The following is a 15,647-nucleotide window of genomic DNA, read 5'->3' on the forward strand; positions in this document are numbered from 1 at the left end:
AGTGGAAATTAACTATCGTTTTCTTGCGGGGTCTCAATGTGGTATCGCCTGATGGTAATGGTCGTGTGGGACGATTGATTATGTTCAAAGAATGCCTAAAATACAATATTGTTCCGTTCATTATTGAGGATAATTTGAAAATGTTTTATTATCGAGGATTGAAAGAATGGAACAATGAAAAAGGGTACCTGACAGACACTTGCTTGACAGCGCAAGATCGATATAAGGCATACTTGGATTATTTCAGGATTGCATATTAAGAGGGAAATTAGGGCTGCACAATACCGTGCAACGATTCATGTGAATTCAGATATGCTGATTGCTTTTCCAGAGAGTAAGGGATATTCCGTTCGAAATTTAAAATATATGGCAAAATTCGCTGAGACTTATCCAGATCGGGAATTTGTGCAACAGGTTGTTGCACAAATTCCGTGGGGTCATAATATTGTTCTTCTGGATAAGGTAGCTGATATGGATGAACGCAAATGGTATATCAAAAAGTCAGCAGAAATAAGTAAATTTAAATCTGCACCGTCACATTTCCAATACCAGAATCATTTGGTTTGGCGAGGACTCCACGGTCTGCGCCAGGCGGATGTCCTAGTATGCGCACATAAGAACGATAAAAAGAAGAATAGTCAAGGAAGCCGCTGTTTGCAGCGGCTTCTTTTGCGTGGTAGCCATTAAAAAGGAGCATCTGTGCATAAGCGATTCGTTTTCTTAAAAGGTAGTCAATTACAGTTGTTCCGGTTGCCTTTTTGAAAACTTTATTTAAATGATGCTTGCTGATAAAAAAATGATCTGAAATTTCATCAAGTGTCACTGGGTCCTTCAAATGCTGATTTAAATAAAAAAGAATGGAACTAAGCTGCGTCTGTGGAGTGTCAGACTGTTTTGAAAAAGCATTGCACGAATCACTCATATCTGCAATTTGCATCAGCAGCGCTTCTACGCAGATTGGAAGCATCTGTGCCTGAAATTCATTGCTTTTACGAGAACAGGATTCAAGACTTTCCAGATAGGACAGTAGATGAAATTGTTCAGTATGTTTAAAATAAATAGGCTGTCTGGCATTTTCACCTGTTTGAGGGAATGCGCGCAATAAAAAATCACGCCGTTCTGGGAGCAGCAGATCTGGGTGAAAATGAAGGGAATAGCGTCTATATGGGGCAGTGCTGTTAACACGCACACCGTGAAATGCGTGCGGTGATAGTAACAGCACACTTCCAGGTGTCGGCTGATAGTTAACACCCTCTACCAGATAGTCGGCGTCACCAGAAAGAAAATAAAAAACTTCATAAAAATTATGGCAGTGAAGCGCATAATCTGTCATCACATATGTGCTTTCTGAATAGCCAAATGAAACAAGATCGGTATTGATATGTGCCGTTGAATCCATATGATCAGAACCTTTCTTTACTTTTTTGTGCTCTGCAAAACAGGATACCATATGATCGCTATATATGCAATGTTTTGTTTCTTTTTTGCAATGGATCTTTTGGATTAAAAGAAGTATAGTAGACATAGAAGCCTAGAAAAAACGAAACAAACTTGATAAAAACCAACAAAAAATAAAATGAAAAAGGAGATTTATTATGAAAACAGGTGCACAGCTTTATACGATTAAATCGTATACTCAGAATGTAAAGGATTTCGCATGTTCTATGAAAAAAATTGCAGAAATGGGCTATAAGACTGTCCAGATTTCCGCAGTAGGAAAGGATCTTAAGCCAGAGCAGATTAGAGAAATCTGTGATGCAAATGGTCTTGAGATTGCATTGACACACAGTGATCCTAATCGAATCCTCTATGATACTGAAGCACTTATTAAGGAGCATGATATCATGGGATGCCGCTACATTGGACTTGGAATGATGCCAGATCGCTATCGTACAAAGGAGTGGCTGAGCCATTTCATGGATGATTTTAAGGAGCCGGCAAAAAAGATTGCTGCATCAGGAAAGCTTTTGATGTACCACAATCACAATACTGAGTTTGAGGCATTTGAGGCAGAAAATCTGCCAAATGCAAATTCGAAAAAACGAATAATTGAGTATCTTATGGAAGGATTTGCACCAGATGAGATGGGAATTACTCTGGATACCTATTGGGTAGCAGCAGCGGGTGCTGATGTATGCGAGTGGATTCGTCTGTTAAAGGATCGTATTCCGTGCGTTCATTTAAAAGATATGCAGATTAAGGGTTGGAACCAGATCATGGCACCAGTTATGGAGGGTAATTTAAACTTCCCGGCAATCTTTAAGGAACTTGAGAACAGTTGTTGTGAATATATGTTGGTAGAGCAGGATGTCTGCACACAGGGCAGCCCATTTGAGTGTTTGAAGACAAGTTATGATAATCTTGCAAAGGCTGGATATCGTTAATCTTTTATGATAGTGAATATAAGAAGGAGAAAAAGATAGATGGAACAGGTAAGACTTGGAATTATTGGTGTTGGTAACATGGGAAGTGGCCACACCGCCAATATCATGGCAGGAAAAGTGCCGGAAGTGCGTATTACGGCAGCGGCAGATCTTCGTGAGAGCAGAAGAGAGTGGGCAAAGGAAAATATGCCGGAGGGCACAGCAATTTTCGAGGATGGCGACAGCTTAATCAAATCAGGTACATGTGATGCTGTATTGATCGCAGTACCGCATTATGATCATCCGCGTCTGACAATACTTGCACTTGAAAATGGACTTCATGTTATGTGCGAGAAGCCGGCAGGTGTTTATACAAAGCAGGTAAGAGAAATGAACGAGACCGCAGAGAAGAGCGACCGCGTATTTGGTATGATGTTCAATCAGAGAACAAATTGTATATATAAAAAGATGCATGACATGGTACAGAGCGGTGATTACGGAAAATTAAAGCGTGTGAATTGGATAATCACAGACTGGTACCGCACACAGGCATATTATAATTCAGGCGGCTGGAGAGCAACATGGGACGGCGAAGGCGGCGGCGTTTTATTAAATCAGTGTCCGCACAATCTGGATTTGCTGCAGTGGATCTGCGGAATGCCGTCAAAGGTACGTGCATTCTGTCATAACGGAAAGTGGCATGATATAGAGGTTGAGGATGATGTGACTGCATATCTGGAGTTCCCGAATGGCGCAACGGGTGTATTTGTTACTACAACAGCTGATGCACCTGGAACAAACCGTCTTGAGGTAACACTCGAAAAAGGAAAGCTTGTTGCAGAAAAAGATGAGCTTAAGTTCTATGAGCTTGAAATTAATGAGAGAGAGTACTGCTATCAGGCAACAGAAGGATTTGCAAAGCCACCGTGTCATGAGACGACATTAGAGCTTGACGGAAAGAATCCTCAGCATATTGGTGTATTAAATGCGTTTGCTGCTGCTATTCTTCGCGGTGAGCCATTAGTGGCAGATGGCGTTGAAGGTATTCATGGACTTGAGCTGTCTAATGCAATGCATTTGTCTTCATGGCTTGAAAAGCCGGTTAGTCTGCCAATTGACGAGGATCTCTTCCTTGAAAAATTGAATGAGCATCGTGCAAATTCCAAGAAAAAGGAAAATGTACAGGATATTACTTTTGATACAACAGGAAGTTACGGAAGCAAGACTAAGGAATAAGTAGGAGGTGCTTCTATGAAACGTGCAGTGATTGTTGGCTGCGGCAATATCGCCGCAGTCCATGCTGCCGTACTGACTGCTCAAAAAGATACAGAGCTTGTCGGTGTGGCAGATATTCATTTTGAGAAAGCCCAGGATTATGCCGAAAGATTTCATACAAAGCCATATGCCTCACTAGAGGAAATGATTGAAAAAGAGCAGCCTGATGTGCTTCATGTTTGTACGCCGCATTATCTTCATGTACCTATGACACAGTATGCACTAGAGCGCGGCATAAATGTGTTTATGGAAAAACCACCGGCAATCACATTGGCGCAGCTGGATCAGTTAAAGCAGGCAGTTTATGCGTCAAAGGCAAAGCTGGGCTTATGCTATCAGAATCGTTATAATCCAAGCTATCGCGCAGCAAAAGAATTTATTGCATCAGGCGCGGCAGGAAAAGTGTTAGGCGCACGTGGACTTGTCACTTGGAATCGTCCGGCACCATATTATACGCAGAGTGAGTGGAGAGGAAAGCTTGCAACAGAGGGCGGCGGTGTATTGATTAATCAGGCTGTACATACATTAGATCTTCTTTCTGATTTATTAGGAAAGCCAGATTGGATTGATGCTTCACTTTCAAATCATCATTTAAAAGGGCTTATCGAGGTTGAAGATACGCTGGAGGCATATATTAGATTTGGTGAAAAAGTTGCATGTTTTTATGCAACGAATGCATATTGTGCAGATGTTCCGCCGTTAATTGAGATTTCCTGCGAGAAGGTAACAGTTCGCATTGAGGATTTGGATGTTTCTTATCGTTATCCGGATGGAACAATTACAAAGCCAGACGTGGAGCGCCCTGTTCCAATTGGAAAAAGTTACTGGGGAAGCGGTCATACAGCATGTATTGGTGATTTTTATAAGGCATTGGAAAATAATACCGACTTTGCGTTGGAGCTTCCAGTGTTAGAAAATAGTATTCGTTTGATGCTTGGTGCATATGAGTCAGCGCGTGAGCATCATGTTGTGGAATTTTCGTAACTATTCAGAGTCATGTAAAATTACTTGCTGTGAATGTAGTTTTGAATAGTTAAGTTTTGTGACTAAGAAGGAGAAAACATGAGAAAAATACTTTCAAACTGTCCAGTCAGCTGTTTTGCTGATGAAATCAGTGTATCACTTGACAGACAGATTCAGGTATTAAATGAGCTTGGAATTAAATTTGTGGAGTTTAGAAGTGCTGATGGCACTGGCGTAGCAGATTTTACCGATGAGCAGGCAAAGAAAGCAAAAAAAAGTCTTGACGCTGCTGGAATCCGTGTATCCGCAGTTGGTTCTCCAATTGGAAAAATTGGCATTGAGGATGATTTTGAAGCTCATATGAAAAAGCTGCAGCGTATTGAGCGCATAGCTGATATCTTTGAGACACCATATATTCGTATGTTCAGTTTTTATCTGCCAGAAAATGCCGATCCGAAGGATTCTCGTGACGCAGTTATGAAACGTATGGATCGCATGGTGCAGGAGGCAAAGGCTAGTCGTCTTGTATTACTTCATGAAAATGAGAAAGGTATTTATGGTGACAACGCAGCACGCTGTCTTGATCTGATGAAAGAATTTTATGGAGATCATTTTAAAGCGACCTTTGATTTTGCAAATTTCATTCAGTGTGGACAAAATACAGCAGATGCTTACGAAATGTTAAAAACATATATTGAGTATGTTCACGTAAAAGATGCACGTATGGCAGACGGTGAGGTTGTTCCTCCAGGAACAGGAGATGGCCAGTTATCCGCAATCTTTGACAAACTTGACCAGTCTGGCTACAAGGGCTATTTGAGTCTTGAACCGCATCTGGCAAACTTTGCAGGATTAGGAAGTCTTGAAAAGGATGCCGCAGTGCGTGCTGAAAATGATACTGAGAAGGCATTCTGCATTGCATACCGTGCACTAGAAGGACTTCTTGGAAAATAATTAAACTTGTAAACCCTATAAACCTATAAACCTAGATAAGATTCCGAGATATCTGTGACAACGCAGGTGTTTTCGGAATCTTTTACTGAATGAAAAATTATCTTGACGAAAGCAGAAAGAACAGGATAAAATAAAGGCAGTTAGAGTATTACATGAACGAGAGAAAAGGCGGAAAAATAATGAAAACAATTGAAGCGTTTTTTCAGAGGTTGAAGATACAGTAAAATCTCACGTAAAGAGTAACGTTTTACTATAAAAACCTTTCTAAAAATAAAGAAAAAGAGAGACATTTTGATAGCAATGATGTATAATCGCGGTAGACACAATTTGATTCTTAGAGTCAATAAATATACATAATCAGACCGTGTCAAGCTGTTGTGTAAGTAAAAATATACAACATCTAAAAATAAGAATCTCTAATATTGAAAGGAAAAAATGATATGGATATTTATGTTGATGTCCGTGCAGGACGTGATGGAAACGGAAGCAAGGAAATGCCATTTCGCCGTATTAATGAGGCTGCAAAGGTCGCAAAACCAGGTGATACAGTGCTTGTAGCACCTGGTGTATATCGTGAGTATGTGGATCCTATTTTTGCAGGAGAGCCAGATGCACGCATTACATATAAGAGTACAGAGCCATTAGCAGCAGTTATTACAGGAGCAGAGCGTATCACCAGTTGGAAGCATTATCAGGACAATGTATGGGTGTGCCGAGTGCCAAACAGTACCTTTGGTGCATATAATCCGTATACTACATTTGTATATGGCGATTGGTATTTTGCCAAGGCAGACAAGCATACTGGATGTGTTTATTTAAATGACAGAGCATTGTATGAGACATCTTCGCTTGAGGATTGTATTAAGGGCGAAGTTTATGAGTGCAGCTGGGTTCCAGAGGAATCTGTTTACAAGTGGTATACAGAACAGGATCAGGAAACAGATGAGACTATTATTTATGCGAATTTTAAGGGAGCAGACCCGAACAAGGAAAATGTAGAAATTAATGTAAGACGTGAGTGCTTTATGCCGTCAAAGACAGGTGTTGGCTATATTACAGTAAGCGGGTTTACTGTGACAAAGGCTGCAACAACATGGGCACCGCCTGCTGCATATCAGGATGGAATGATTGGACCACATTGGAGCAAGGGTTGGATCATCGAGGACTGCGAGATCTCAAACAGCAAGTGTGCAGGAATTTCGCTTGGCAAATATCTTGATCCAGAGAATGACCATTACTTTACTACAAAATATGTAAAGAGCCCGACACAGATGGAGCGTGATGCTGTATGTCGTGGTCAGTATCATGGCTGGCTGAAAGAAAAAGTTGGAAGCCATATCATTCGCCGAAACAACATTCATCATTGCGAGCAGGGCGGAATCATAGGCCGTATGGGTGGTGTGTTCAGTATTATTGAGGATAATCATATTCATCATATCAACAACATGATGGAGTTAGGCGGTGCTGAGATTGCTGGAATTAAGATGCATGCTGCAATCGATGTGACAATGCGCCGCAATCACATTCATCATTGTACAATGGGTATTTGGTGTGACTGGGAAGCACAGGGAACAAGACTGAGCCAGAACCTGCTGCATGATAATCAGCGTCCGCCGTTTGCGTCTGTATTAAAGGGCGGCATGATGTCACAGGATATCTTTGTTGAAGTTGGACATGGTCCGACATTGATTGATAATAACATTATGCTTTCCGATGCAAGTCTTCGTTTTGCAACAGAGGGTGTAGCACTTGTCCACAATTTGATCTGTGGTGCACTTACTTGTGTGGGCGGAGGAACAGGACCGCGTTATACACCGTATCATATGCCGCATCGTACTGAGGTAATGGGCTTTATGACCGTACTTCATGGTGATGATCGTTTCTATAATAATATCTTTGTACAGAAATGGCCATCAGATGATATTATAACAATGCACGATTCAGATGATGGATTTGACACAGAAAATCGTGCAGCAGGTACCTGGATGTTTGATGAGTATCCGACATATGATGAGTGGATTTCTCAGTTTGATTTTAGTAAGCCTGCTGATATGGCAAAACTTTATGGCGCACACGAAGGAAAGTTGCCAGTATGGATTGAAGGCAACGCTTATCTTGGTGGTGCAAAGCCAAGTAAGAAGGATGTCAATGCCATGATATCAGCTGTCGCACGTGAGGATGTGCGCGTAGAGCTTGTTCAGAAAGAGGACGGCTATTATCTGGATACAAACGTATACGAACTGATCGAAGGCTTTAAAAATAGAATGATTGATTCAGATGTGCTCGGAAAGGCATTTGAGCCAGAGGAACGCTTTGAAAATCCTGATGGAACTGCAATCCGATTTGACAGTGACTATTTTGGAACGCATCGTGGTGTCGATGTCATCCCAGGACCGTTTGCAGATGCTAAGGAATCAGTGAAGAAGCTGTATTAATCGAGATCTGTCAGATAGATACCCTCATAAACAGTTAGAATGTTTGATAGGAGAAATTTATGGCACACTCAAATTTAAAAAAGAACGGAAAAACTAGTAAGAAACCGGCTGCCAAAATGCCAGGTGAATGGCTGTATTTAAACAAAGAAGAATTGCCGCTTCGCAAAATCTATGAGCTGTTTAATGAAGCGCAGAATGCTGAATATTGGGAGGCAGCAGGTGTACTTGAAATTTCATTGCCAGAGAGCGGTACACTGGATATGGAAGATTTAGAAGGCACACTTGGTGATGACGAAGGCGATGCTTATTTGCTTCAGAATGGTATTCATACCGTATTTGCAGCTACAATTCGTCCAGATGATTATGAAAAGGCAAAAGAGATTATGCTTTTTATAACAAAAAAGCTTGGCGGATATTTTTGTGCAGATACAGCAGATTTTAAGCCAATTGTGGCAGCAAAATAAAAGAAACTGTCTAGCATGACGCGTGAACTGTTCACAAAATCTTCACAAAAAAACTCTTGCATTTTTGAGTTTGTGGTGTTATATTACATATCGAACAAAGGAAATGACCAGACAGGTCAGTTTCTTAACAAAACCTCTTGTCGAAGGCTGCTAAGGAATCAGATTTTTGGAGGAAAAGACAAAATGAATACTTTAAAAGCTGAAAAACGAAGCATGGACATCAAAGCAAAGAAGCTTAGAAGAGAGGGATACGTTGTAGGCAACGTGTTCGGAAAGAAAATTGAAGGTTCTATCCCAGTAAAGTTTCAGAAACTGGAGTTAGAGAAATTCTTAAAGAAAGCACATAAAGGAAGTCAGATCATGCTTGATGTTGAGGGAACTCAGTATGATGCACTGATCAAGGACGTCGCATATAACCCTGTTGCAGGAAGAATTGATGAGATTGATTTTCAGGCACTTGTAAGCACAGAAAAAGTTCATTCTGTTGTTGAGGTTGTCTTAGAGAATCATGACAAGATTGCAGAAGGTGTACTTCAGGAGAGCCTTGAAGAGATTGCCTATAAGGCATTGCCGGCAGATCTGGTTGATGAGGTCAGAGTTGATGTTGGCGACATGAAGATTGGCGATGTTATTCGTGTAAAGGATCTTCCAATTTATGCAGATAAGAAGATTACTATTATGACAGATCCAGATGCGGTTGTAGTAGCATTAAATGTAGCACACAATGCAGCAGTACCTGAGCCAGAGACAGCAGAAACTGAAGAAGAGCCAAAGAAGGACGAATAATCTGGAGAAAATTATAAGTGAACAATTAAATGATTCGAAAAAAGGAATGGTCACGAAAATGACCATTCCTTTTTTGCACAAAAAAATATGAAAATTTATTACGAAGCAGTTTTTGTTTCAATTTGTGCCGACTGCTGAACCAAAAATCCAGCCAGAATCTGGCGTATTACAGTATGGAGATAAGGAAGATATTCTTCAACTGATACTGGCTGGCCATACAAAATACAGCTGTAACATGTAGAACCAACGAGTTCGATAATTGTAAAGAGCATTAGCTCAGGCTCTGGACAGACATATGAATTTTTTTTCATCTGTTCAAATATATAATCATAAAACTGTAAAGACTCATCTGGCAGTGTATTTTCAAAAGCTGTTTTAAAAATCCCCCATGATAAATTCTTGGAAATAAAGGTTAAAAGACCGTGATCATCATTCAGGCGGCCGATGATGTAGTCGGCAACTGCGATAATCTGGTCTTCAAAGCTATTAAACTTCTGATCCAGCAGTGCATGGTGAGCATCTGCAAACAGCTGCCCTGCTTTGTGGGCAATCAGCTTATCCCTCAAATCATATTTATCCTTAAAATATAAATAGAAAGTTCCCTTTGCAAGGCCGGCATCTGAAACAATATCAGAGATAGTCGTCTTTGCAAAGCCCTTATCGCGAAACAAATCAAAGGCCGTCTGCAGCAAAGCGTTTTTCTTTTGTTTCTTATTGATATCCACTTTTCCCATACGAGAACCCCTCCTGTAATACTTGTAATTTATCCTAAGCTATCATTATATCAAGATACTAAGTAATAGTAAAGGTGTAAATGTTTAAAAATTTGAATCTTAGAGTTATTATCTTACAAAACTGACTAAAAGTCAATTATTAAAAACTGACCAAAATTCATTTTGTTACCATATATTTTTCGGATACTTTTAATATTGACCAAAAGTCAGTTTCTGCATATAATGCGTAGTGTGAAAAAAAGATAGGAGATGGTTGCTATGGTTAAAGTAGGAAAATGGATTGCAAAACATAAATATCTGATCATATTGATCAGCATTTTGCTTATGATTCCTTCCGTGATCGGTATGGCAAAGACAAGAGTCAACTATGATATCTTAAGTTATCTGCCAGACACGCTTGAGACAATCAAGGGCCAGGATATTATGGTTGATGAATACGGAATGGGCGCGTTTTCCATGGTCGTCGTGGAAAACATGGAACTAAAGGATGTGCAAAAGCTAGAAGATGCATACAGCGAGATTGATCACGTTAAGGATGTTCTTTGGTATGATGATGTTGCTGATTTAAGTCTTCCAGTCGAGATGATTCCAAAGGATCTGCGAGAGGCGTTCTTTAAAGGTGATGCGACCATGATGCTTGTGCTGTTTGACAACACGACATCATCTGATGAAGCTATGGAAGCACTTACCGAAATGAGAAAGATCAGTAATGATCAGTGTTTCTTAAGCGGTATGACTGGTATTGTTACCGATATTAAGAACCTGGCATTAAGCGAGATGCCGGCATACGTTGTGATTGCCGCAATTCTTTGCTTCATCGTATTGCAGCTGTTTACTGATTCGTTTTTGGTTCCGCTGTTTTTCTTATTAAGTATCGGAATATCTATTCTCTACAACATGGGAACGAATGTATTCCTTGGAGAGATTTCCTATATTACACAGGCACTTGTAGCTGTTCTTCAGCTCGGTGTTACAATGGATTATTCCATTTTCCTTCTTAGCAGCTATGAGGAAAATAAAGAACGTTTCCCAGATGATAGGGAGCGTGCGATGGGTCATGCAATCGCCAATACCTTTAAGTCTATCGTGGGAAGCTCTGTTACAACAATTGCTGGTTTTGCCGCACTTTGTTTTATGACCTTCGCACTTGGTCGCGATCTTGGTATTGTCAGTGCAAAGGGAGTTGTAATCGGTGTTATTTGCTGTGTAACTGTTCTTCCGGCTATGATTCTTATTTTCGATAAGCCGATTGAAAAAACAAAACATAAGCCGCTCATTAAGAGCATGGATAGATTGTCTGGCTTCATTACAAAGCATTATAAGATTTGGCTTGTTATCTTCCTTGTTCTTTTAACTCCGGCAATTTATGGAAACAGCAATACAAAGATTTATTACAACATTGCAAAATCTCTTCCATCTACACTTGAGAGCAATGTGGCAAATGAAAAGCTTGAAGAAGACTTTGATATGAGTGTTCTTCACATGGTTATGATGGATAAGAACATGGACGCAAAGGATAAGCGCGATATGTTAAATGCCATTGACGAAGTGGACGGTGTTAAGTGGACGATCAGCTTAAATTCCTTAGTTGGTGCAACTATTCCAGATTCCATGATTCCAAAGGATATCAAGAGTATGCTGCAAAGTGATAATTGGGAGCTTGCGTTTGTATGCTCACAATATCAGTCAGCGACAGAAGAAGTTAACAGTCAAATTGCCCAGATCAATGACATTGTAAAGGGTTATGATGAAAATGCAATGGTAATCGGTGAAGCTCCTATGATGAAGGACCTTGAGGATGTAACAAATATCGACCTTCAAAGTGTTAACACAGTATCAATGGCAGCGATTTTCATCATTATCATGATTATCTTCAAGTCGATTTCACTGCCAATTATTCTGGTAGCAGTAATCGAATTTGCGATAGCAGTCAATATGGCAGTGCCGTTCTATCAAAATATCAGTCTTCCGTTTGTTGCCTCTATCGTTGTCGGAACTATTCAATTAGGTGCGACAGTAGATTATGCAATCCTGATGACGAGCCGTTATCAGAAAGAGAGAAGCAGAGGAAAGAATAAAAAGGAAGCTGTAAGTGCAGCACATAAGGCAAGCCTTGAATCCATTATAACGAGTGGTCTTAGCTTCTTCGCAGCAACATTTGGTGTATCAGCTTATTCAAAGGTTGATATGATTGGTTCCATCTGTACACTTCTTTCAAGAGGTGCATTAATCAGTGTTGTCGTTGTAGCACTTGTTTTGCCGGCAATGTTCCTGATTTTTGATAAGGTAATTTGTAAGACATCAATTAACTTTCTTGGAAAGAAATAAAAAGTAAAGTAACTGGCGTGCACAAGCGTGCAATTCTGATTTAGAAATGAGAATGAGGGTGTTATATTATGAATAGAAATCATATGCTGAAAAGAAAAATGACAGCCGGACTTGCAGTCGGCATGGCAGTAGCAGTAGGAAGTGTTCCAATGGCAATGGCTGCTAACACAGCAAATACAAAGGATTCATCAAGCAGTGTATCAAAAGAGGAAACCGTCTATGTAAATGCAGATGCGTCTGGAAATCCACAGCAGATCACAGTATCTAACTGGTTAAAGAATGCAGGCAGTGAAAGCAGCGTTGAGGATCAGTCTGATCTGACAAATATAAAGAATGTAAAAGGTGATGAGACTTTTAGTGAAAATGGTGACAGCCTGACATGGAATACAGATGGCAGCGATATTTATTATCAGGGTCAGAGCAATAAGGATCTTCCGGTATCTGTAAAGTTTACATACTTATTAGATGGACAAGAGATGCAGCCGCAGGATCTTGTCGGCAAGAGCGGTCATCTTCAGATCAAGATTCAGTATACTAACAACGAGAAGAAGAGTGCAAAGGTAGATGGAAAGAATGAGACTATCTACAGTCCATTTGTAATGCTGACTGCAATGATACTTCCAGATGATACATTCTCTAATGTCACCATCGACAACGGAAAGGTAATTTCCGATGGAAGCAGAAATATTGTTGTGGGTGTCGGAATGCCTGGTCTTAAGGATAGCTTAAAGCTTGACACGATTGATCTTTCTGCAGATGATGACAATAAGAACAGTGAAGACAAAACGCTTGATATTGACATTCCAGACAGCGTATCGATTGAAGCTGATGTAACAGATTTCTCAATGAGTTCTTCTCTTACAGTTGCATTGTCTGATCTGTTAAAGGATATTGATTTTGATGATGACAGTGCATTAGATGACATCAAGGATGCACTTGATGATCTTACAGATGCAGCAACACAGCTTGTTGATGGAACCTCTGATCTGTATGATGGTGTGGAGGAACTTGACGAGAAGTATGGCGAGTTTGATGATGGTGTTAAGGAATTAAGAGATGGCACACATGATCTTTCGGATGGCGTTGGTGATCTGACAGATGGTGTAAATAAACTTGCAGATGGAGCAAAGCAGTTACAAAGCGGAGCAGGTGATCTCGCAAGCGGAGCAAAGACGCTTGACGATGGAGCTGGAAAGCTTCAGAGTGGTTCTAAGGATCTTGCAAGTGGTGTGAGTCAGCTTGCAAGTGGTGCAACTTCACTTCAGAGTGGAGCAGGTCAGTTACAGAGCGGTGCAGGACAGTTGCAAAGCGGAGCAGCACAGTTACAGAGTGGTGCAGGTACATTACAGAGTGGAATCAATGATTATACATCTGGTGTCGATCTGTTAAATGCAGGTATTCAGGCAAATCTGTCAAGTGACAGTGAATTAAACACAAAGGTTTCTCAGTTTGCCCAAGGAATCAACACACTGGCAGCTGGTGTTAACAGCTACACAGCAGGAACAGATTCTTTAGCAGATGGCGTAAGTGCATATGTTGCAGGCGAACAGCAGCTTTCACAGGGTGCACAGGCACTGACTCAGATTCAAGGTGCGTTAAGCACACTTACTGCAGCACTTGATGGAGAGGGAGAGACGACAGAGGATCTTGTCGCAGCATCAAATGCACTGGCACAGGGAACAGAATCCTTAAAGGCTTCCTTGGGAACTGACGAGACTAAACAGTTAATGACTCTGTTAGACAGCATGTTGAAAACTGGAAATGAGCTGATCACAGAAGCAAGTGGATTATCTAGTGTTATGAAAGAGCAAATCGTAGCACCAGTTCAGGGCATGATGGCAAATGCTGAATATTTGATGAATCAGATCACGGCAGTACAGAGTTACACTGTTGAGTTAGCAAAAACAGCAGCAACGGCAAAGGATACGATTAATGCGCAGATTGCTAATGCAAATACAGAGCTCTCAAGTGCTGCACAGGGACTGGCTGACAGTGTAAATAATGCAGCAAATGCGCAGATAAACAATGCAAATACGCAGATCGCCAACGCAAATGCACAGATTGACAGCGCAAGAGCAGTTCTTCAGCAGCAGCTTGACGCAGCAAATGCAGCAGGAAATACTGAGCTGGCAGCATCGTTACAGACAGCAATTAATAGCCTTGTAAATGTAAGTGGAGTAGAGGCGGTAAATGTTGATGCGCCAGCATATACCCCAGTACAAGGAATTGATGGAATAACACTTCCAACATTGAATGCAAATTTGGAAGATATGGCAGCGAAGGTAGAAAGCATTAAGAATACCTTTGATACTCTTCAGACAACTGTTACAGGTTTAATTACCTCACTTACAGATGTGCAGACAAAGATCGACAGTATTACTTCTATGAAGGATCAGATTCCGGCAGCAGATATCACTGCGCTTAGCACGGGTGTTGATTTACTTGACTCTAATATGCAAGATTTCAATGCAGCAATGGGTAATCTTTCAACACAAGTTGCTACATTAAACACGCAGGCTTCGGCAGGTATCAAACAGCTATTAGATGGTTTTGCACAGCTTGATGCAAACAACGACACACTTACAGGTGGTGCAGCACAGTTAAAGGCAAACAGTGCATCTCTTACAAGCGGCGCAGCAGCACTCCAGACTGGAGCAGGACAGCTGATCGAAGGATTAAATCAGTTAAGCACACAGATGATGGCAGGAGCAGGACAGCTTGCAGCAAACAGTCAGACATTACGTGATGGTGCAGCAACCTTAAAGGGCGGCATCGACAGTGCAAAGAGCGGAATTGACACCTTAAAGAGCGGAACTGACACTTTAAAGGGCGGAACTGATACTTTAAAGACAGGTGCAGATACCTTAAAGAGTGGTGCTGGTACATTACAAAGCGGAATTAACACATTAAAGTCTGGTACAAGTGCACTTAGCAGTGGTGCTGATACATTGAAGTCTGGAACTAATGATTTGAGAAAGGGAACACTTGACTTAAAGAGTGGTGCACAGACGTTAGCAGATGGCGTTAGTGATCTTAAGGATGGTGCAGACACATTATCAGATGCAAGTGATGATGTAGTAGATGGAATCAGCGAGCTTAAGGATGGCGCAGAGGATTTAAAGGACGGTATGCAGGAGTTTTATGATGAAGGAATCAGCAAGATCAAGGATATGGCTGATGAGAATCTGACAGTAATTCTTGACCGCTTAAAGGCTCTGACCTCAGATGAGATTTCATATGATACCTACAGCGGCAGAAGTGACAGCATGAATGGTTCTGTTAAATTCATCATTGAGACTGACGAGATCGAATAATTAAAAAACACCATGTACTGCAATGAGCACA

11 protein-coding genes and 2 pseudogenes are annotated in these 15,647 nt (G+C 40.9%); 11 read left to right on the plus strand and 2 right to left on the minus strand.

The window, feature by feature from the left end; all coding sequences use genetic code 11:
• Positions 1 to 260, plus strand: a pseudogene (locus WJP93_RS04985) (hypothetical protein); the annotation flags it as partial.
• Positions 250 to 498: pseudogene (locus WJP93_RS04990) on the plus strand (DUF1016 N-terminal domain-containing protein); the annotation flags it as partial. The pseudogenes WJP93_RS04985 and WJP93_RS04990, both read left to right, overlap by 11 nt.
• A 22-nt stretch (positions 499 to 520) precedes the next feature.
• On the opposite strand, the gene WJP93_RS04995 reads toward WJP93_RS04990, so the two are convergent.
• The gene (locus tag WJP93_RS04995; RefSeq protein WP_337547190.1) at positions 521 to 1,399 is read right to left on the minus strand and encodes an AraC family transcriptional regulator; all 879 of its coding nucleotides are present in this window, start codon (positions 1,397 to 1,399) and stop codon (positions 521 to 523) included.
• Between the two features lie 196 nt (positions 1,400 to 1,595).
• On the opposite strand from WJP93_RS04995, the gene WJP93_RS05000 reads away from it, so the two are divergent.
• The 7 genes from WJP93_RS05000 to WJP93_RS05030 all read left to right on the plus strand — a co-directional run bounded on the left by WJP93_RS05000 (position 1,596) and on the right by WJP93_RS05030 (position 9,240).
• Positions 1,596 to 2,384: a sugar phosphate isomerase/epimerase gene (locus tag WJP93_RS05000; protein ID WP_337547191.1), complete on the plus strand. Its 789-nt coding sequence runs from the start codon at positions 1,596 to 1,598 to the stop codon at positions 2,382 to 2,384.
• Positions 2,385 to 2,423: 39 nt separating this feature from the next.
• Positions 2,424 to 3,599, plus strand: a complete 1,176-nt coding sequence (locus WJP93_RS05005) for a Gfo/Idh/MocA family oxidoreductase (protein ID WP_337547192.1) — start codon at positions 2,424 to 2,426, stop codon at positions 3,597 to 3,599.
• 15 nt (positions 3,600 to 3,614) lie between these two features.
• Positions 3,615 to 4,622 (plus strand): Gfo/Idh/MocA family oxidoreductase, encoded by a 1,008-nt coding sequence (locus WJP93_RS05010; protein WP_308730919.1) that lies wholly within the window; start codon positions 3,615 to 3,617, stop codon positions 4,620 to 4,622.
• 78 nt (positions 4,623 to 4,700) lie between these two features.
• Positions 4,701 to 5,555, plus strand: a complete 855-nt coding sequence (locus tag WJP93_RS05015) for a sugar phosphate isomerase/epimerase (protein WP_337547193.1) — start codon at positions 4,701 to 4,703, stop codon at positions 5,553 to 5,555.
• A gap of 440 nt (positions 5,556 to 5,995) precedes the next feature.
• The gene (locus tag WJP93_RS05020) at positions 5,996 to 7,990 is read left to right on the plus strand and encodes a right-handed parallel beta-helix repeat-containing protein (RefSeq protein WP_337547194.1); all 1,995 of its coding nucleotides are present in this window, start codon (positions 5,996 to 5,998) and stop codon (positions 7,988 to 7,990) included.
• Between the two features lie 59 nt (positions 7,991 to 8,049).
• Complete coding sequence (locus tag WJP93_RS05025; RefSeq protein ID WP_337547195.1) at positions 8,050 to 8,454, plus strand: hypothetical protein; 405 nt, start codon at positions 8,050 to 8,052, stop codon at positions 8,452 to 8,454.
• A gap of 183 nt (positions 8,455 to 8,637) precedes the next feature.
• On the plus strand, positions 8,638 to 9,240 hold the full coding sequence (locus WJP93_RS05030) for a 50S ribosomal protein L25 (RefSeq protein ID WP_066563752.1): 603 nt from the start codon (positions 8,638 to 8,640) through the stop codon (positions 9,238 to 9,240).
• A 98-nt stretch (positions 9,241 to 9,338) separates the two neighbouring features.
• On the opposite strand, the gene WJP93_RS05035 is transcribed toward WJP93_RS05030, so the two are convergent.
• Positions 9,339 to 9,974 carry a TetR/AcrR family transcriptional regulator gene (locus tag WJP93_RS05035; RefSeq protein ID WP_337547196.1) on the minus strand — a complete coding sequence of 212 codons (636 nt, stop codon included), beginning with the start codon at positions 9,972 to 9,974 and terminating at the stop codon, positions 9,339 to 9,341.
• A gap of 258 nt (positions 9,975 to 10,232) precedes the next feature.
• Here WJP93_RS05035 and WJP93_RS05040 point away from each other — a divergent pair, with 258 nt between their 5' ends.
• Both WJP93_RS05040 and WJP93_RS05045 read left to right on the plus strand, forming a co-directional pair.
• A complete protein-coding gene (locus WJP93_RS05040) occupies positions 10,233 to 12,302 on the plus strand; it encodes an MMPL family transporter (RefSeq protein WP_337547197.1) in 2,070 nt (689 codons plus the stop codon).
• A 68-nt stretch (positions 12,303 to 12,370) separates the two neighbouring features.
• Entirely contained in the window at positions 12,371 to 15,616 is a 3,246-nt protein-coding gene (locus WJP93_RS05045) for a hypothetical protein (protein WP_337547198.1), read from the plus strand.
• The last annotated feature ends 31 nt before the right edge of the window (positions 15,617 to 15,647 follow it).

Origin of the sequence: Anthropogastromicrobium sp. (genome assembly GCF_037349415.1) — a bacterium.
GTDB lineage: Bacteria > Bacillota > Clostridia > Lachnospirales > Lachnospiraceae > Anthropogastromicrobium > Anthropogastromicrobium aceti.